Here is a 17,318-nt window from a genome sequence, read left to right on the forward strand (position 1 = left end):
ATCGCCTTTTCGACGACGTTTAGGCTAAGAACACAGAATGGCATTTTTGCAAATAGGATCTTTATGCGAAAGAGGGTCTTTGTGATGAAAAAAATTCGCTTGGCTATTCTCTATGACAGACCTTATTCTGGAAAAATATAAAGTATGAGTGATACTGTTATGCGTGTATCTTATCTTGGCTCTTCCGAATCCGCGTCTGTCCTTGCTATGAGCAGGGCGCAAGCGTTGGTTCATTCTCAGTTCTCCTTCGTTGATGAATCCGTTATGCAAACAACGAGTTCACATTCGATGGCCATCTTTTTTGTGCGTGCTCAAGGTAATGCCATGAAAGAGTTTGGCATTCAATCGGGCGATATTTTAGTGGTGGATCGATCCTTAACCGCACGCAGCGGGGATATTGTACTGGCGCGTGAGAATGGTGAAATCACGGTACAAGCCCTCATGTTACAACCCGATGTTTTGCTGCGCCCAAAAAATAAGGCTTACCCAGCGGAGGCTTCTATGAAGGCATCTGGGTTTGAGTCGCTCGGTGTGGTGGTTAACGTCATTCATCAGTCGCCGCTAGAAGAAAAAGCAGTGTTATAGTGATAATAGAGCTTAGTTTTCTTCTCTAAAGAACATTCTGATACACTTGCTTTCGAAAAGGTGGATTATGGATAAATCCTTTCTGAGTAGAGCGTTTATATTTGAGGTCATAGCGTGGGTGGTCAGCCAATGTGTTGCTTAGAACAAGCCGTTGAGTTGCTAAAAAATGGTCAATTGGATCGATGCGAATTTAGGCGGTCGAAGGATGATATCGCCTATTTAAATTTGGTCGTAATATCAAGCCATGGTGAGCAGCAGGAATATATTATCGAGAATGATCAAGGGGGCTGCCTGAATATTCTAGAATACGACCAAGCGCTTAGTGTGGCCTTGAAAATTGGCTTTGTACCTGAGCAAATAAAAATTAATTTATTATAGTCACGTTTCTTCATATTGAATGCCTTATATCGTCAGGCATTCAATAAAAAATCCCGACCTGTTACCTTTTGCTTTTTAATATGAAAGACAGAAGGTAACGGATCGGGATTTTTTTAGCCCATAGGGGCTGTTGAGAATCAATAGAATGCACTAAAGGTTTATCTTTGCCTTTTATGATGCGGTTTTCTATTGACCCCCTGCCGTTGTTTACCGTCCTGCTGCCGCTTTTTTGTTGCGGCAGCAGGACGATCTAATCAACTATGACTCGAGTGTTTCCCTGGCGGCTCTTGAATAAGCTCGTTTGTTTCTTGATTGACGTCTTTTGAGCCAGACAATGGACGAATTTGGCCATTTTCACGGTGAAAACCAATATCTTTTAGAAAGTGGTCATCAAGATGGCGAAACGCTTGTTTGGTTCTACGAGCTTCTAAGTATTCTTTTGCTAAGTTAAATAGGGCGATGATACTCATTATAATTCTCCAAAAAATAATATTTTGGCGGAATTTACGAGGTTTAATATTTGCCTAGAGATATAGACCGCGTAAATTCCGCGGTCAATGTGATATTACATAGACATTGAACGCGTAGGGTGCAAAGCTTGCTCATTATTACGATGCAAACGAGGCGCAACTGAAGACGAAACGTTATTACGTTTGGCGTTCATCATCATTGCGTCCTCCATTTCTACGTATTAATTCAACAAGTTATGCGAAAAACGTTAACAGTATCGGGTTTCTCGATTGACTGTTGAGGAAGTAAAATGATTATGGTTAGTAATGATCATAATAACTTCCTCCGTTTATTGCGTTAAATTCTATGTAATCTTTGATATTCTATTTAGCCTGAAAATCCATATTTATTTTAGGGCTAAATAGAATAAAACCTATTACGCCTTAATCTTTGCTTTATGTCAAATAAAAATAAATAAATAACTGAAAAAAATTTAAGGTGCGTTATGCCTTAATGGGCAATACTCCAGAAGACTTGGGTTTAGACGACTTATTCATATATTTATTAACCATTTGGTCAGAAATTTGGTCAGAAATATTGCACCTCATCTTCATGGTGTTGTTAGTGAGTAATTTACCGGAATAGCATCATTTGCTGTACAATACGCGCATCTTTATATTGGCAGAGCAGTGTTGATCCTCTCAGGTGCTCTGTTCTTGTCTATTTCCACTTTTAGCAGTAAGTGAACAAGCATGGCAATCAAAGCAACGGTGTATAAAGCCTCCCTTCAAGTGTCCGATATGGACCGTCAGCATTATCAAAGTTATGACTTAACCTTAGCGCTTCACCCTTCTGAAACAGAAGAACGCATGATGGTACGTTTAGCCACTTTTGCATTATTGGCTGATGAAAAGGAAGGGGCGGAGCAGTTAAGTTTTACGAAGGGAATTAGCACGGAAGATGAACCGGATCTGTGGCAGAAGAATTTTTCAGACGACATTTTAATGTGGATAGAATTAGGTCAGCCAGATGAAAAGCGCCTGCGCAAAGCCTGTGGTCGCGCTCAGCAAGTGGTGGTTGTGAACTATAACGATAAGTCTGATATTTGGTGGGAACAGAATAAAGGTAAAAACAGTCGGTTTGATAATCTACGAGTATTGCAATTTGCCGAGTCGCAAGTGCAAAAGCTGGCAGCCTTATGTACCCGTTCTATGCAATTAAACGTGACGGTGCAAGATGGCGACATGTGGATTTCTAGTGATGTAGGTGAATGCACCCTGCGTCCAGTATGGCGAGGCGGGCAATAAGCCGACCTCGCGTCTTGATTAGGCCTTATGCAGAGCTCTATGAAATAAGGCTATCGCTTTTATATAGCATTCCAGTGCAAGAGCGGGATCATAGCGATCTCCTTCGTCGCGCATAAAGGCGTGCTGAGCATTAAATTCATGCCAGCTGAATAAACGATTAGTATCGATCAATTGTTGATAAATTTTCTGCCGACCTTCGGTGGGCACGTGAGGGTCTTGCTTGCCCCACACCATGACAATTTCCCCTTGAATCTCGCCTGTACGAGTGAAAGAGTCATTACCTTCACCGCAAGGGATGGTATTCGAGTGGATGTCTGTTGCATACAGGCAGAAGGTCGCTTGTATGCGCGGATTAAGCGCGGCGCGGTAGGCAAGGTGGCCACCTAAGCACACGCCCATGCTGCCAAACTGTCCGGTGCAATACTCTGCTTTAGCAAAAAAGTCTAAGATGGCAACGGTATCACTATCGTGAGATTCAAGAGGCTTGGTAAACTTATCAGCGTTACCTTTATCTTTGCCTTGATCATCGTAACCCAATACAGTGCCAATTGGGTTTAGTTCATGAAAGACTTCCGGCACGATAACCACGAAACCATGCCCAGCCATCATCGCTGCAGAGCGGGCAATGGGGGCTGTTTGCTGGAAAATTTCAGAGTAAAAGATAATACAAGGGAATTTTCCATCCCCTTGAGGGCGATAGACAGTACAGCGCATGGTGCCTGTCGGCGTGTTAAGATCGACATCGTGTTTTTGAATGATCATAAAAAAATCCTTACGAGAAGTCGTGTTTGAATAGTCCAAGATGGCACTATGATATTCGAGCGAGCGAGGATGGGCCAGAAATACTCGGTCAGTTAACCTAACCAGTGGTGTCTATTAACCTAAGAAACGGAAGCAAGGCGTGCGAATATTACTACTTAGTGCCTATGAGGCGAGCAGTCACAAAGCCTGGGCAAATAGCCTGATGAATGGGTTGGGCGAGCATGATTGGACCTACCTAGCGCTTCCGCCAAGGCATTTTGCCTGGCGTATTCGAGGTAATGCCATGAGTTTTGCGTTTGATGCAGCGTTCAAACCCTCGATTGAACAAGCGTACGATCTGGTCATCGCAACCTCCATGACGGATTGCGTTGGGCTAAAAGCCCTCTGCCCAAACTTACAGTCTATTCCTTGGTTATTGTATTTTCACGAAAATCAATTTGCCTATCCCGCCAGCGACAAACAACAAGGTCTGGTTGAAATGCAAATGGTTACTTTATACAGTGCTTTAGCGGCGGATCAGTGTGTCTTTAATAGTCATTTTAATAAACATTCTTTTTTCGAGGGCGCTCGTCGTTTGCTCAAGAAATTACCAGATTACGTCTCGCCAGACTGGTTGAGTAACATAGAAGGCAACGCCCGTGTTGTGCCTGTGCCAATTGATATCGATTGGGAAAAGAGGGGAGAACAGAGCCGAACAACTCTCTGTCAAAATAATTCTCCGCTTAGATTAGTATGGAATGCTCGATGGGAGTTTGATAAAGGGCCTGAGCGATTGCTGGCCATTTTGCAGTCGTTACAATCCCGAGGTGTGGATTTTGAAATCGCTATTTTAGGCGAACAATTTCGTACCATACCTAAAGCGTTTGAGGTTATTCAACGTCGCTTTGCTTCCTATATCCGTCAATTTGGTTACGCGCCCAGTCGAGATGAGTATCTTGGTTTTCTGGCTACGTCGGATATCGTGCTCTCAACAGCCTTGCATGAATTTCAAGGGCTAGCCGTTCTTGAAGCCGTTGCTCTTGGGTGCGTGCCCGTTTTGCCTGCTCGACAAGTGTACCCAGAACTCTTTGGACCAGCTTACCTCTATGATAGTCATTTAAATGATATTGCAAAGGAAGCCACTGCCGCAGTGGATCGCATTGCGCAACTTGTTAATGAGAAAACCACGGCACCACAGGTAAATGAGTATCAAAGGGAGACGGTGTTAAAACACTATAGAGCGTTAATGGATGGTTTTGCTCTATAGTGAGACTTTTGCACGACTACTGCGCTTGCCAATACTTTGTTAAAAACAGACTCAGAATGCTTATTTATGGCGATAAACTCTGCTTTCTCGTCTGTTTTTGCCGCGTCTTGGTGTCGCTCGTGACATCGTGCAAAGGTCTCATCGTGTTTTAATCGGTTTATCTGTACGGAGCTCGGCTGGCGAGTGCTTTTTGCCATTCAGGTCCTAACTCTTTAATACGAAGAGCCTGTGAAAAAATGTGATGGGCATTCTTATATTGTTTATCCATGAAGGCTTGAAAGAGGGTTTTCACACTCACGGATTCGGCTAATTGGCCGACTTTTATCAGCTCGTCACCTTGTTCAATAAAGCCTTCTTCTATCACTCTAAAATACACACCAGTACAGTAATGGTCGATAAAGAGTTTTATGGCAAGGGCATTGTTTAAAGCAATACCAAGTTTAAAACATGGCATTCTTGGCTGACTGACTTCCAAGAGACACTCACCTAAACGGAAACGGTCGCCAATAAAGATATCGGACTCATCTAGACACGATATCGTGAGATTTTCGCCAAAGGCGCCGGGCGTTAAGTTCTGGTTGTTGAGAGTATGACGCCAGTAATCGTAGTGATGGTAGGAAAAAGCATAGACTGCTTTGTGAACGCCGCCATGTCTTACCATGTCCCCTTGTCCATCTCCCTCAACGTTGTTGCTTGTGACGAACTTTTTACCTGTACAGGGCTGTTTAAAGATTCCTGTCAGCACGCTTGTCCCATTATGTTCAACCATTTTAGGTTGCGATACGTTCAATGATATAAGCTGCATTTGCTTTCTCCCATCTGTCTCTTGTGCGGTTTCTCATTCACTTGTCTTTTCTGTGAGCGGATCATTTGCTTGCAACGTTTTTGATGGCAAGCAAAAAGGCGGCTAAGACAAATAAACTTCCTGACATTTGATTGAAATATTGGCCTAGATGAGATCGGTACTTGGCGGCTAGAAAATCAGCAAACCTGCCGTAACCACATAAAAACAAGCCATCAATCGTAAGGTAAGTGATGCTTAGAATGAAAAATTGCGCTGCCAAAGGTTGGGATTGCGATAAAAACTGAGGAAATAAGGCAGCGAAAAAAATGATCGCTTTTGGGTTGGCTGCCGAGGTGATAAATCCCTGCCAATATAAAGAGGGGGCTGAACGCTGAGAGGCCGATTTAATCGGAGAATGTTTGGCAAAAAATAGTCGAATACCCGCATAGATGAGATAGGCGACCCCCGCCCATTTGATCGCGACAAAGTAATCTTGTGATGACTGAAGAAGGCTTGCTAATCCAACCGCTGCGGCAAGCATTTGCAAGAAATTGGCTGACAGATCTCCCACGGCTGTCGCTGTTGATCTCTGAAAGCCGTTACTTAAACTGTTCGAAAGCATAAGAATATGGCTTGGTCCCGGTATGCACATAAAAGCGAGGACTGTCATTAAATACACTAACCAGACTTGCATGCTCATGGGGCTTCTCCCTTTAGGTTTATTTAGAAAGGCAACTGATAAGATTGCTAAGGAGAGATCATGCTATAGGAAAAGAGGGTGGCTTAATTTACACTATAAGACATAAAACCTAGATAAGTTGCCAAGTATGAAATCGAACGAATTGATTCAAAAATTTGCCGATCACCAAGTCATTTCGTTGTCCATGGATATGCCACCGCATTTTGTCGAGCAACCCCATGAGCATCCTTGGCATCAAATCATCTTTCCTATTTCAGGGCTATTGCAGTCAACTATTGATAATAAAAGCGTGATTGTTCCGCATAATGGGATACTCTTTGTGCCAGCACACACCACTCATAAGTCCATTTCTGTGACAAGAACACAGTTTTTAGCGGTTTATCTCAACCCGAAGTGTCATGTGCATTACGGAAATGAACCGAAATCCTGTTTAGTCACACCGTTTTTAAAAGAACTCATCGTATTATTAGTGAAACAGGGCGTGGACAACCATTTGCAGCAAATGACGACCAATTTGCTGCGTGTATTGTGGGATCAAATAGCCCTTGCTGAACGCTATGAAATTCCTTTGTTGATTCCTAGGGATAGAAGGCTACTGTCTATTTTTAATGAATTAAATCAAAAGCCAGACCTGTCGTTCACCCTAGCAGAATGGGCCCAGAGAGTGGGGGCCTCCCAGCGAACACTCTCGCGACTTTGCGCAAGGGAATTCAATCAATCTTTTTCATTATGGCGGCAAAATATTAGATTGGTGCTATCGCTAGAGCGACTTGAAAAAAATCGAGCGGTTCATGAAGTGGCCTTGGATTTGGGTTACCAGTCTGACTCAGCCTATATTTTTGCCTTTAAGAGCTTGTTTGCCTGCACGCCCAGTCAATATCGCAAGCGTTATTTGCTTGCCAATGCTTCGACTGTGATCTAAAGGAAAGCCTGTCTTTATTCGTCACTTCTTTAAGTAGTCACCGCTTATTCTGGCTGTAGCAATAGCGTCATTTTTACTGTGCTGATTAAAACGAAAGAAAACCAGTATTTGCTATTGACCTCAAGTTAACCTGAGGTTTTATGCTTGTTTCAATACATGAGGCATTCAATACCAATAAGCAGTTATGGAGATTTCTAATGAGTATTATCGCCCTTTTTAACTTAGCGAAAGAATATCTAGAAACGCGTCGGACAAAACGAGCCTTTCGTCACCTAGATAATCATTTCTTAAAGGACTTGGGATTTTATCGCGAAGAAGGGCATATTTACCCTTTATCGGGCAGTAAAGAGGTGACAGAAGAAACAAAAGCATTTGCTCAAAAAACACCGACTGAAGCGCCATTAAAGCGTTGAATAAATCGGGCGGCTTGGCGATTGGTGTTTATACACTGTTGAATCAGCCGGATTAATATCCGGCTGAGAAGCATTGGCAGGTTCTAATTCATCGGAGCGCTGAATGATCAGTGCGTCTTATTATCGGGTGACTTTAAGGTTGTGTTTTTGCTGAAATCGCTCGATGGCAAGCTCTATCAGCTGGGTAACGAGTGACTGCTGTGATAGACCAGAATGTTCCCACAGTTTTGGGTACATACTAATGTTGGTAAAACCAGGTAATGTATTGATTTCATTTATGAAAATCTCATCATCTGGTGTTAAAAACATGTCTACCCGTGCAAGTCCAGAACAGCCCAGTAGCTGATAGACCTGAATGGCCGTGGTTTGAATTCTAGCCGTTTGGCTTGCGCTAATGTCGGCGGGAATGTTTAGTTCGGTGGCATCGGCATCCAGATATTTGCTTTCATAGCTATAAAATTTGTCACGGGTAAGGATCTCGCCGACGCCGGAGGCCATTACCTGATCGTTGCCAAGAATGGCGACTTCCAGCTCACGTCCGTCTACGGCTTGTTCGACCAGTACTTTTTGATCGAATTGGAAAGCATGGGTTATGGCTTGGATCAGGGATTCTTTATCGCTTGCTCGGCTGACACCAATGGAAGACCCCATGTTTGACGGTTTGACAAACACCGGGTAGCCGTATTGGGCTTCGATCTCATCGATCGGCCATTCCTTTTGCCAATGATAGAGTGTTGTAAACGCCGCGTTATGGATGCCAGCATCCCGTAGTAGACGTTTCATGATGTCTTTATCCATGCCGACTGCACTGGCGGTGACATCGGCACCAACACAAGGCAGATTCGCCATTTTAGCCAGTCCTTGAACCGCACCATCTTCGCCATAAGGCCCATGCAGGACGGGAAATAATACATCGATTTGCCCAAGTGCCTCTTTATTGTCCATACGCACCAGCTGTCTTTCTGGGCCATTGGGTATTAGGCCCACTTGAGGGGAGGACACATTAAGAGCAATGTCTTTTGGGTTATCCGCATGAAATAACTTTATGGACTCTTCGTTTAGGAACCAGCGTCCATCACGGTCTATGCCAATGAGAACTGGCGTGAACCGCTCAGGATCAAGAGAACGAATCACATTCTGAGCAGACTGTAAGGAAACTTCATGTTCCGCCGAACGCCCACCAAAAACAATAGCAACGGTGATTTTACCTGCTGTCATAGTAATTCCAACTGCACAATGAATAAGTCTAATGCCTGCCAGTGCAGGGTATCCTGATTTATATTTGAGTCTAGCAGCCTGACCAACGTTGTCCTACTTGGGCCTCGCGGTACCAACGCATTAACACTTTATGATTATCATCGTCAGCCGCTGGCGACCATGGGGCAAAATCCTCTTCTTTGAAAGCTTTATAAGGGCCCTGTTTTACTTCAAAGATGACCGCATCGGTGTCCAGTGAGAGTACGGCGTGCCAGCCCGCAACAGGTGTTTCAATAACGGAGTCTTCTTCACCTAAGACGGCACGGTTGATCACTACGCCCTCATCGTCAAAAGTCAGGACGATGAATCGACCACGCAATGCTGTGAGTAGCTCCCATGTTTCCATATGGCGATGAGGGCGAATGTAGGTGTCTGGCTCCATCGCGATGGCTAAGCGTTGAACGGGGTCTGATAAATCACTATGAATATTGTGATTCATTCGCAGACGGGGTGATAGTCGAGCGTCATCGCTAAGCGCGGAAAGTTGGTCAAAACTGAGTTTATTCATGGTGTAGAGTACTTAATATAAAAAGAAAAAGTATGCTAATGCCAGCGTCACGACGAGTCAAACTTGTTTTATAAAGGCAGAGCGAATCAGCCCAATACCCGCTAATGCAAAAAGCCCTGAAACAGAGGCATCAATCCAGCGACTCGCTTTCTTATAGCCATTCATGACACCGTTCAAAGAAAACACAATGGAGTAGAGGGCATTCGTGAAAAAGCCAACGAGTACGCACACAAAAACGCCTAGTACAAGAAACGCCGTGCTATCGTTAGCTCCTAGGCCTACGGACAGCGCGGCCATCCAAGCGATTACTGTTTTAGGGTTCGATACATTGAGGAAGACGCCTTTAATAAACCAGCTCATAAGGGATCTTGTGCCTATTTCAACTTGGTCCATGTCGTTGTCGGGATGTATCGCGGATTTAGCGGATAAAAAAGCTAGCCAGATGAGATAGAGACCTGCGAACACTTTAAGCGCCATAAGTAAATAAACAGAACTTTGCAGAACCACACCTAGGCCGCTTGCGGCAATAACGCCCCAAAATACCAACCCCGTGGATAGTCCCGCTCCATAGATTAAGCTGGTTTTTCTTCCTAAACGCATGGCCACGGTGGCATTAGAAACCGTGGCAGGTCCAGGTGATACCGCAATCACAAAGAAAGCGAGACCGATACTAAGTAAAGAGAGCATATTTATTTCCTCATGCAAGTGGAGAAGATGACAGTATTATTGTAATAATGCGTATTGTAAAAATACTGTGGGTCTACTCACGCCCCAGTCGTTCAACATTCAATTCAATGGAGCTATTCCTCAGAAAACAGCTCTTTTAGCATTGGCTCAGGGTTGTTTAAAAATGCTTTAGTGACCTCATAATGTTCGGTATCTTGGTATTTTATTGGATACAGTCCCGACTTGTCGATTTGATAAATTTGGGCGCCGGGATAAGCCATTAAAATGGGGGAATGGGTTGCCATAATGAACTGCGACCGCTGTGTCACGAGTTGATGCATTCTGCTTAAAATAGCTAGTTGTCGAGTCGGTGAAAGAGCCGCTTCCGGTTCGTCAAGCAGATAAAGTCCATCGCCAGAGAAGCGCTTTATCATAAGTGATAGAAAGGATTCTCCGTGGGATTGATGGTGTAGCGATTTCCCACCATAACTGTCTTTAATTGCAGGTGGATTAATATAGGGAAAAGCAGCCTCGTCTAACTCGTCAATATTGGTAGCGACGTTATAGAAGCTTTCTGCCCGAAGAAAAAAACCATCTTTATAGCGCTTAAAAGACTTTGAAAATCGCAAGTAACGATGTAGTTCAGAGTGGGTACTACGAGTACCAAAATGAAAGTTCTTCGAGCCGCCTTCGGCGTTGAATCCTAGACCCACCGCAATGGCTTCGAGCAGTGTTGATTTACCACTGCCATTTTCACCAACAAATATGGTGACTTCTTTGTCAAATTCTAAAAAATCCAGCTCTTTGACCGCCGGGATTGAGAAGGGGTAGACATCGAATGAATCGATGGTTTTCCTTTTCAGCTCAATTTCTTTTAGATAGGGCAAGGATTCCATAAATTGTCCCTAGCCGCTTTTAACGGCATGAATCGTTATGTGATCGTTTGTTTCTCGTTCATAGCGTTGGATGTCTAGTATACTAAAGCCTGATTGTTCTAGCTCAGCAACGAGATCTTCAGCGGAGCTAATATGACGATAAACGATACCATCTTTAAAAAGCTGATAGCTATCGCCTTTTGAACATAGGCTACTGACAAAAAAGACGCTCGCTTCTTGTAAAGCGCCTTCATGCGGGTCTGCTAAAGAGCCCTCGCGCAGGTCTGCTAAATAGTCATGTACTTTTTTAGAAAGGTTCGTCTATCGTCACCAATAATGCAGTGCAAGCAGTTGCCATCGATTATTACCTGTTCTGAATTAGCCAGTCGCTCGTTGTCACTCCAGCCCGCCCAACCTGGGTTTTTCGCCTGAACATACATGTCATCATGAATAGCGTAATTTGGCTGTTTAATATTGCGATTAATTGTCACTTTACTGACCTCAATTCCAGAGAGTGAGCTTTCTCGTTATATGGGATAACACTAGTCTGATAGATAGTAAGTGACGGTTGAAACCACTCTAACTTTTTTGATTTGAGGGTTGTTCTTGTCTCTTTCGCTAATGCTAAATTGACCTTGCGAAGCGGTTTTAATTTTACCCAATGTGCTTTTTGAGTCGGAAGCAAATTTCTCGGCGACTTTACGCGCGTTTTGGGTCGCCTCTTCAATCATTTTGGGTTTTACTTCGTTTAGGCGAGTGAAAAGGTATTCTGTTTGCGCCTGATAATTGTTGCCAGTAAAGACGATGCCTTGTTTTCCTAAGTCTGACATATTCTCCATAACACGGCGCACAAGGTCTATATTTTTGGAATAGACAGTGACGGTTTGGGTGGCGGTATATCTGAATTTAGCTTGGCTGTTATTGCCGTATTGTTGGGCAGATTTATCAATGATTGAGGGAGAAGAGAAAGAGATTTCGTTCGCTCCAATGCCTGATTTCTCCAGAAAGGCTTTGATTTTTGCGGTGTTGTTATCAATCTCGTCGTACACTTTTTCAAGGTCGTTGCCGGCGATATTAAACTGAATGGGCCAAATAACAATGTCGGCTTTGTATTCTCGTTCGGATAGTCCTTTTACGGTCACCGTTCGCTCTAATTCCTTGTATTGGATGGCGGCATGACCAAGCAGATAGCCCAGAGAAGACAGGCCAATAATAATACAGACTCCCAGAATGAGTGAGCTGGTTCTATTCAATGTCGACACAACGTTCTCCCTGTGAATGTGATGGTATTGAATCTAGATCCATCTAAGTACATTGTTATGTCGCGGCAGAAAAGTCAATATGAGGTTCTACTTGGTGTCGTCGTGTATTTGTACCAAAGGCAGCTATTCAAATTATGTTTAACACGTAAGAGTTGATGTGTTCACAAACCAAGTATCATTTTTCCGGTGAATGCCAATGACAATAAGTCCTTCGCGTTTTTCGTAAATGCCTTTCCATACAAAACGGTAGCATCCGTCGTGATCGTCATCACGGTAGCCTTGTAACGAACCAAAATACTCGTAACTTAGGTTCTTACCATTTCTCGCGTTCATGTGTTTTATATCATCTTCAAAACGCGCTCGAGAAAAATCGACCAGATCTTTTTCTTCATAATGTTTTATGAACAGCTCATAGTCACCCGTCTCGTCTGCTTTCAGCATTTCTTTTAAGAAGCCTTCCGCGATGGCTTTTTCATCTTGCAAATTAGACATTAGATTTTGCTCCTTGAAGATTCATTTTCAGATTATAAGAATAACGATCAGGCACTTGATGGGGAATAACGTTTTTTACTCAAAGCGTCGTCCCTTCTAACCTTGTTTATTTTCCTGTATAGGATAGTACATGATTACTATGGAGTTCACCATCAAGATTAAAATTGAGTTCTCCAATGATTTGAAATCCCAGTTTTTTATAAAATGCGATGGCTCCGTGATTGTTTATCCAAGTCGATAGCCAAAAAGGCGAGCCATACAAAGACTCTATTTCCTTTAGCAGCTTTTTACCTATGCCTTGTCCTTGAAAACGTGTGGAGACATATAGCGTTACCACTTCATACCCTGCGATTGAGCTTTCATTGAACCTAGACTCAACATCAACAAGGACAAAACCCACAAGGTGATCTTCCTCTTCATACACAAGAATATTGCACGATGCCTGATCAAGTAGCTTAAGAAAATGACTTTCAGTAAATGTTGATAAAGCATATTCGGATATCTTTTTTCGAATCCCTTCGGTGGCGTAAGTATTCAGCCAGACTTGTAGTGAAAGTGCTGCTAAGTTTAAGCAATCGCTTTTTTCAGCTCGTCTTATCATATGGGCTTCTTCCGTTCACTTTGCTTTATGGCTCTTTTGACATTCAGTTTCCATAAATGTATATCAGCTTCACATTGCATTAGTCTAATATTTTTATGATTCCACCGCGCTAACACTTGTTACGTTCTTCAATTCCAAACATTCTCCTTCCATGGCTTTCGCGTCCTCAGGATCATGGGTGACAAGCAGTGCGGGTATGTTGGCTTGGCGTATTTCGTCCAACACAAAGGCTCTTACGTCGCGTCGAAGAGCAGGATCAAGTTTGCTAAAGGGTTCGTCTAGGAGCAGGTATTTTGGTTCAGCCAGTAGAGTGCGCAGCAGGGCGACACGAGCTTGTTGGCCGCCGGAGAGTTCTTTGGGTAGGGCATTGGCCTTGTTTTCGATATCGAGTCGAGCAAGGGCCTTGATAGCAAGTACTTGACGCTCACTTTTTTTGACTCGAGAGGGAATGGCGAAAAGTAAATTTTCTATGATGCTCATATGTGGAAAGAGCAAAGGCATTTGCTGTAGCAAGCCGACTTGGCGCTCTTGAGTGGGTAATAAGTGCAAGGCTTGATCCTTGAGGTAGATCTCACCTGAGGCGCTAAGATGAGGCGTGAGTGAGCCGCTCAAAAAGTTGAGTAAGCTGGATTTGCCAATGCCGCTTGGCCCCATAATGGAGAGAACTTGTCCGCTTTCAATCTTGAAGCTTAAATTGTCAATCAGTCGTTTACCGTCTAATGACAAGGAAAACGCGTTTACACTGAGCACATTATCGTCCTTCTGCTGGCTTATTTTATCTGTATGAAACGTTTGCACGACTACTGCGCTTGCCAATAGTTTGTTAAAAACAGACTCAAAATGCTCATTTATAGGTATAAACTCCGCTTTCTCGTCTGTTTTTGCCGCGTCTTGGCGTCGCTCGTGACATCGCTCAAAGGTCTCTATATACAGTTACTTTTTATCGATAGAGGATTTTTTCCTCATACTCAATGACGTTTTTAACGCCAACCGCCATTGTGTCCAATGGTGCGGAAGCTGTTGTGACAGCCAAAAAACAAAAACAGGGAAGAAGGCTTGTAATAAGGCCATACTACCAACTTGTTTTCGGTCGCCTGAAGCGGCTCTTGCCACGGCTTCCGTCGTCAGTGTGCTATGGCGACCTTCGCCTGCGATCAGGGTAGGTAAATATTGCGCGACACTAACGGAAAAGCCAATGGCAAAGGCGGTAAAGAGGGCGGGTTTTAGCATAGCAAGTTTAATGAACAGATAGTTGCGCCAAGGTTGGTAGCGTAAGCGGTTTGCCTGATACAGATACTCTTCTTGGTAAGCCAAATAGGGGCCTTTTAACGTCAAATAGACATAAGGCAATACATACAACAAATGCATGGCGATAATGGCCAAAAAGGAGCCATTGATATTGGTTTGTAGCATGAGGACGGAGACCCCAAACAGAAAGCCAACTTGAGGTAACAGAATCGGTACGTAGATCAGCCAATCAAAGGGATGGTGTTTTGGCGGCGTCTCTTTAGTGTAAGACGCGCGTTTGCTTTCCAGCATGAGCAAGCTCATTAAACAGGCGATACCCGTCGCAGCTAAGGCAATGAGTAATGTATTGCTGGATAATTGAATTAATAAAGGGATGGCACTGTGGATGTTGTCCCATGTCCATTGACTGGGCAGGGCATCAGGAAAGCGCCAACGGCGTGTTAGCGACCACATTGGCAATACCAAAAGGGCTAAAAAGGCCGTGATTAATGATAAGACGCCGAGCATTGCCCCGAGCTGAACGAGATAATCTGTTGCCCCTTGGCGTTTGCCGTTACTGCGTTCTGGCGTCGTCATTTGTTGTAATACACGGTGACCAAACTCCCAAGCCGCCAAGACGATGGCAATGACGACCATTAATACCACCGCACCCGCACTGGCGATATAGCGCATAGAAAGGTCAGGAGCATTAAACCAACGTAGCAGTGTGACGGACAGCGTGGAGGGAGTATTGGGTCCGATAATCATAGCCAAATCGACCACCGTGAGACTAAAGGCAATGACGATAAAGATAGGCAGTCTCACAATGGGGTAGAGCTGCGGAATCAGGATCTTTCGCCATGTGGTTAACCGGCTATAACCGAGCGTCCGACACACTTGTAAACTCTGTCTGGCTTGTATGGTTTGCAAACTGGCCAACATGACAAACAGTAAATAAGGCATCTCTTTGATAACGAGAGCGAAGATCAGCGAAAGAGCATAGGGGTCTTGGGTGGTGATCCAATTAGGCGGGCGCTCAAAGCCTGTTAACCAAGGGCTAAAGAGGCGAAGTAACCAACCCGATGGGCTAAGTAAAAACAACAAGCCAATGGCGATGGCGGCATGGGGGATGGCCAAAATGGGCGCAAGCATGGCTTCAATGCGACGGAAAAGCGGCTTTTCATACCCCCAAGCAAGCAAGGATAAGGCCAGCCAAACCGCTAATAATGGAGCGCCAATGCCAGAAATTAGGGTGAGTTTAAGGCTTGAGTAGAACTCTTCAGAATGAAAGAGGGTGAGCCAAGGGGCGAGTGAAAATTGATGGCTACCTAAGGGCGGAAAATACTGAAAAGCAGGTAACACGGTGCCGACTAGCCCCACGACAATGGGCATGGCTAGTAGAAAAACCAGCAAACTTGCAACCTGCTTTGGGTGTTTCAACGGCATGGAAAAGGTTTGCTCATGTTTTCACTTCTATCAATGGCTTGCCTCTTATTGGGCATAACGTTTGCGCCATTCTTTTTCTAAGGCATTTACCCAGGTGCTATTAGGTTCTGGGAGTGTTTTGCCTAGTTGCTTGATGCTGAGAGTGGCGATGCCTTTTGGTATGGCATCAAATTTCGCTTGATCGGCTGGCGGGAGTTTGGCATAAGACAAGACACTTAAATCCCCCCATACAGTTGGTTTTTGTTTCTCTATTTGCGCTTCTGGCGAAAGCATAAAGTTGGCCACCACCTGTGCAGCGGCTTTGGCGCTACTGTTGTAAGGAATGGCTAAGAAGTGTGTGTTGCCAATGGTGCCATTGGTAAATACGTAAGAGCGAACGCTGTCTGGCAAATTCCCCTTGGCGATTTGTACGGATGCGGCGGAGACATCGAAACTAAACGCAATATCGATTTCTTGATCGTTTAATAAACGCATCATCGCCTGAGAATCTTTTGGGAAGGTCTTTCCATCGCGCCAAGCAACCTTATTGAGTTTATCAAGGTACGCCCAAAGAGGTGCCGTCACCTTTTGAAAGGTCGCTTGATTGACGGGTTTAAGCAGTGCAGCACGATCATTTGTTAATTCGTATAGGGCTTGTTTTAAAAAGGTAACCCCTAAGAATTGTGGTGGTGCAGGATAAGTTACTCGGCCTGGATGGGCTTGGGCGTAAGCGAGCAAAGCTTTCATAGACTTAGGTGGTTTTTTTAGGGTGGCGGTGTCATACATAAAAACGACTTGCGCCATGCCCCAAGGGGATTCCATCCCATCGACGGGAGTGCCGAAATCGTTTGTTAAACTTTCCCGTGCGTTTGGATCGACGTATTTTTTATAATTGGGCAAATTGTGACTAAAAGGACCGTATAATAGGTGATGGTCTTTCATTGCTCGAAAGTTTTCGCCATTGATCCAGATTAGATCCACAGAGCCGTGTGTGTTTTTGCCCGCTGCTTTTTCGGCCAAAATACGATTGACGGCATCTGCAGTATCACTCAGTTTGACCTGTTTTAAGGTGATGTCATATTTCTTTTTGACTTGTCTCGCTGCCCATTGAATATAATCGTTAATATTATCTGCGCCTCCCCAAGCATTGAAATAGACCGTTTCACCTTTGGCTTCTTTTAAGGTGTCTGACCAGCTTTGTGCCATCAGGTTGCTTGAAAGTGATAAGGCCATTAGGCTGGCAGACAAAAAGCTGGCCATCTTTATAGTCTTCATAAACGTCATGGTAGAAAGGCTCCTGCGTTATAGGGGCTGATTAATCAAGCTCAGCTAATGTATCTGGTTTATAGCGATGATTAAGGTAAATATAAAGTAGTAAGTTTAGTGGTTGGATGCAATTTATATCCATAAGTTCAATCATTTAGCGTAAAATAATGACGATTTTCCATGGTCGACATG

Annotated in this window: 21 protein-coding genes; 6 read left to right on the top strand and 15 right to left on the bottom strand. The window is 44.1% G+C overall.

The window, feature by feature from the left end; genetic code table 11:
- Positions 1-144 precede the first annotated feature (144 nt).
- Together AC0VYG_RS10740 and AC0VYG_RS10745 are read left to right on the top strand one after the other, a co-directional pair.
- Positions 145-585 carry a LexA family protein gene (locus AC0VYG_RS10740; RefSeq protein WP_475432265.1) on the top strand — a complete coding sequence of 147 codons (441 nt, stop codon included), beginning with the start codon at positions 145-147 and terminating at the stop codon, positions 583-585.
- Positions 586-714: 129 nt separating this feature from the next.
- Complete coding sequence (locus AC0VYG_RS10745) at positions 715-963, top strand: hypothetical protein (protein ID WP_475432266.1); 249 nt, start codon at positions 715-717, stop codon at positions 961-963.
- A 254-nt stretch (positions 964-1,217) separates the two neighbouring features.
- Here AC0VYG_RS10745 and AC0VYG_RS10750 read toward each other — a convergent pair whose 3' ends face one another.
- A complete protein-coding gene (locus tag AC0VYG_RS10750) occupies positions 1,218-1,433 on the bottom strand; it encodes a YjiS-like domain-containing protein (RefSeq protein ID WP_475432267.1) in 216 nt (71 codons plus the stop codon).
- Positions 1,434-2,165: 732 nt separating this feature from the next.
- Between AC0VYG_RS10750 and AC0VYG_RS10755 the strand changes: the two genes are divergently transcribed.
- Positions 2,166-2,720 (top strand): YaeQ family protein, encoded by a 555-nt coding sequence (locus AC0VYG_RS10755; protein ID WP_475432268.1) that lies wholly within the window; start codon positions 2,166-2,168, stop codon positions 2,718-2,720.
- 18 nt (positions 2,721-2,738) lie between these two features.
- Here the strand turns inward: AC0VYG_RS10755 and AC0VYG_RS10760 are convergent, their stop codons facing one another.
- Positions 2,739-3,482, bottom strand: coding sequence for a dienelactone hydrolase family protein (locus tag AC0VYG_RS10760; protein ID WP_475432269.1), 744 nt, complete (start codon positions 3,480-3,482; stop codon positions 2,739-2,741).
- Positions 3,483-3,621: 139 nt separating this feature from the next.
- Here AC0VYG_RS10760 and AC0VYG_RS10765 point away from each other — a divergent pair, with 139 nt between their 5' ends.
- Positions 3,622-4,728, top strand: a complete 1,107-nt coding sequence (locus tag AC0VYG_RS10765; protein WP_475432270.1) for a tRNA-queuosine alpha-mannosyltransferase domain-containing protein — start codon at positions 3,622-3,624, stop codon at positions 4,726-4,728.
- Positions 4,729-4,885: 157 nt separating this feature from the next.
- On the opposite strand, the gene AC0VYG_RS10770 is transcribed toward AC0VYG_RS10765, so the two are convergent.
- Both AC0VYG_RS10770 and AC0VYG_RS10775 read right to left on the bottom strand, forming a co-directional pair.
- The gene (locus AC0VYG_RS10770) at positions 4,886-5,533 is read right to left on the bottom strand and encodes an MOSC domain-containing protein (RefSeq protein WP_475432271.1); all 648 of its coding nucleotides are present in this window, start codon (positions 5,531-5,533) and stop codon (positions 4,886-4,888) included.
- A gap of 61 nt (positions 5,534-5,594) precedes the next feature.
- Positions 5,595-6,212, bottom strand: a complete 618-nt coding sequence (locus AC0VYG_RS10775; protein WP_475432272.1) for a LysE family translocator — start codon at positions 6,210-6,212, stop codon at positions 5,595-5,597.
- Positions 6,213-6,339: 127 nt separating this feature from the next.
- On the opposite strand from AC0VYG_RS10775, the gene AC0VYG_RS10780 reads away from it, so the two are divergent.
- Together AC0VYG_RS10780 and AC0VYG_RS10785 are read left to right on the top strand one after the other, a co-directional pair.
- A complete protein-coding gene (locus AC0VYG_RS10780) occupies positions 6,340-7,134 on the top strand; it encodes a helix-turn-helix domain-containing protein (protein WP_475432273.1) in 795 nt (264 codons plus the stop codon).
- Between the two features lie 197 nt (positions 7,135-7,331).
- Positions 7,332-7,547, top strand: coding sequence for a DUF1127 domain-containing protein (locus tag AC0VYG_RS10785; RefSeq protein WP_199476848.1), 216 nt, complete (start codon positions 7,332-7,334; stop codon positions 7,545-7,547).
- Between the two features lie 120 nt (positions 7,548-7,667).
- Here AC0VYG_RS10785 and ddlA read toward each other — a convergent pair whose 3' ends face one another.
- From ddlA to AC0VYG_RS10840, 11 genes are all read right to left on the bottom strand, one after another.
- On the bottom strand, positions 7,668-8,765 hold the full coding sequence (gene ddlA / locus AC0VYG_RS10790; protein WP_475432274.1) for a D-alanine--D-alanine ligase: 1,098 nt from the start codon (positions 8,763-8,765) through the stop codon (positions 7,668-7,670).
- Positions 8,766-8,835: 70 nt separating this feature from the next.
- Entirely contained in the window at positions 8,836-9,312 is a 477-nt protein-coding gene (locus tag AC0VYG_RS10795) for a WbuC family cupin fold metalloprotein (RefSeq protein ID WP_199476850.1), read from the bottom strand.
- A gap of 57 nt (positions 9,313-9,369) precedes the next feature.
- Positions 9,370-9,999, bottom strand: a complete 630-nt coding sequence (locus AC0VYG_RS10800; RefSeq protein WP_475432275.1) for a LysE family translocator — start codon at positions 9,997-9,999, stop codon at positions 9,370-9,372.
- A 113-nt stretch (positions 10,000-10,112) separates the two neighbouring features.
- Positions 10,113-10,874, bottom strand: coding sequence for an AAA family ATPase (locus AC0VYG_RS10805; protein ID WP_475432276.1), 762 nt, complete (start codon positions 10,872-10,874; stop codon positions 10,113-10,115).
- Positions 10,875-11,140: 266 nt separating this feature from the next.
- The gene (locus AC0VYG_RS10810; RefSeq protein ID WP_475432277.1) at positions 11,141-11,344 is read right to left on the bottom strand and encodes a hypothetical protein; all 204 of its coding nucleotides are present in this window, start codon (positions 11,342-11,344) and stop codon (positions 11,141-11,143) included.
- Between the two features lie 51 nt (positions 11,345-11,395).
- Positions 11,396-12,115 (bottom strand): SIMPL domain-containing protein, encoded by a 720-nt coding sequence (locus tag AC0VYG_RS10815; protein WP_475432278.1) that lies wholly within the window; start codon positions 12,113-12,115, stop codon positions 11,396-11,398.
- Positions 12,116-12,253: 138 nt separating this feature from the next.
- Positions 12,254-12,607 carry a hypothetical protein gene (locus AC0VYG_RS10820; protein WP_199476854.1) on the bottom strand — a complete coding sequence of 118 codons (354 nt, stop codon included), beginning with the start codon at positions 12,605-12,607 and terminating at the stop codon, positions 12,254-12,256.
- Between the two features lie 106 nt (positions 12,608-12,713).
- Entirely contained in the window at positions 12,714-13,208 is a 495-nt protein-coding gene (locus tag AC0VYG_RS10825; RefSeq protein WP_475432279.1) for an N-acetyltransferase family protein, read from the bottom strand.
- Between the two features lie 93 nt (positions 13,209-13,301).
- Complete coding sequence (locus AC0VYG_RS10830; protein WP_475432280.1) at positions 13,302-13,958, bottom strand: ATP-binding cassette domain-containing protein; 657 nt, start codon at positions 13,956-13,958, stop codon at positions 13,302-13,304.
- Between the two features lie 183 nt (positions 13,959-14,141).
- Complete coding sequence (locus tag AC0VYG_RS10835) at positions 14,142-15,881, bottom strand: ABC transporter permease (RefSeq protein ID WP_475432281.1); 1,740 nt, start codon at positions 15,879-15,881, stop codon at positions 14,142-14,144.
- A gap of 45 nt (positions 15,882-15,926) precedes the next feature.
- Positions 15,927-17,144 (bottom strand): ABC transporter substrate-binding protein, encoded by a 1,218-nt coding sequence (locus tag AC0VYG_RS10840; RefSeq protein WP_475432282.1) that lies wholly within the window; start codon positions 17,142-17,144, stop codon positions 15,927-15,929.
- Between the last annotated feature and the right edge of the window lie 174 nt (positions 17,145-17,318).

The organism is Marinomonas sp. 63XJN7_7_ISO-PGPR-S23-202, assembly GCF_056173505.1.

What these genes read in the sequence shown, in the direction of transcription:
- AC0VYG_RS10740 (WP_475432265.1), top strand. Translation starts at nt 145, where the DNA reads ATGAGTGATACTGTTATGCGTGTATCTTATCTTGGCTCTTCCGAATCC.
- AC0VYG_RS10745 (WP_475432266.1), top strand. Translation starts at nt 715, where the DNA reads ATGTGTTGCTTAGAACAAGCCGTTGAGTTGCTAAAAAATGGTCAATTG.
- AC0VYG_RS10750 (WP_475432267.1), bottom strand. Translation starts at nt 1,433, where the DNA reads ATGAGTATCATCGCCCTATTTAACTTAGCAAAAGAATACTTAGAAGCT.
- AC0VYG_RS10755 (WP_475432268.1), top strand. Translation starts at nt 2,166, where the DNA reads ATGGCAATCAAAGCAACGGTGTATAAAGCCTCCCTTCAAGTGTCCGAT.
- AC0VYG_RS10760 (WP_475432269.1), bottom strand. Translation starts at nt 3,482, where the DNA reads ATGATCATTCAAAAACACGATGTCGATCTTAACACGCCGACAGGCACC.
- AC0VYG_RS10770 (WP_475432271.1), bottom strand. Translation starts at nt 5,533, where the DNA reads ATGCAGCTTATATCATTGAACGTATCGCAACCTAAAATGGTTGAACAT.
- AC0VYG_RS10775 (WP_475432272.1), bottom strand. Translation starts at nt 6,212, where the DNA reads ATGAGCATGCAAGTCTGGTTAGTGTATTTAATGACAGTCCTCGCTTTT.
- AC0VYG_RS10780 (WP_475432273.1), top strand. Translation starts at nt 6,340, where the DNA reads ATGAAATCGAACGAATTGATTCAAAAATTTGCCGATCACCAAGTCATT.
- AC0VYG_RS10785 (WP_199476848.1), top strand. Translation starts at nt 7,332, where the DNA reads ATGAGTATTATCGCCCTTTTTAACTTAGCGAAAGAATATCTAGAAACG.
- ddlA (WP_475432274.1), bottom strand. Translation starts at nt 8,765, where the DNA reads ATGACAGCAGGTAAAATCACCGTTGCTATTGTTTTTGGTGGGCGTTCG.
- AC0VYG_RS10795 (WP_199476850.1), bottom strand. Translation starts at nt 9,312, where the DNA reads ATGAATAAACTCAGTTTTGACCAACTTTCCGCGCTTAGCGATGACGCT.
- AC0VYG_RS10800 (WP_475432275.1), bottom strand. Translation starts at nt 9,999, where the DNA reads ATGCTCTCTTTACTTAGTATCGGTCTCGCTTTCTTTGTGATTGCGGTA.
- AC0VYG_RS10805 (WP_475432276.1), bottom strand. Translation starts at nt 10,874, where the DNA reads ATGGAATCCTTGCCCTATCTAAAAGAAATTGAGCTGAAAAGGAAAACC.
- AC0VYG_RS10820 (WP_199476854.1), bottom strand. Translation starts at nt 12,607, where the DNA reads ATGTCTAATTTGCAAGATGAAAAAGCCATCGCGGAAGGCTTCTTAAAA.
- AC0VYG_RS10825 (WP_475432279.1), bottom strand. Translation starts at nt 13,208, where the DNA reads ATGATAAGACGAGCTGAAAAAAGCGATTGCTTAAACTTAGCAGCACTT.
- AC0VYG_RS10835 (WP_475432281.1), bottom strand. Translation starts at nt 15,881, where the DNA reads ATGCCGTTGAAACACCCAAAGCAGGTTGCAAGTTTGCTGGTTTTTCTA.
- AC0VYG_RS10840 (WP_475432282.1), bottom strand. Translation starts at nt 17,144, where the DNA reads ATGACGTTTATGAAGACTATAAAGATGGCCAGCTTTTTGTCTGCCAGC.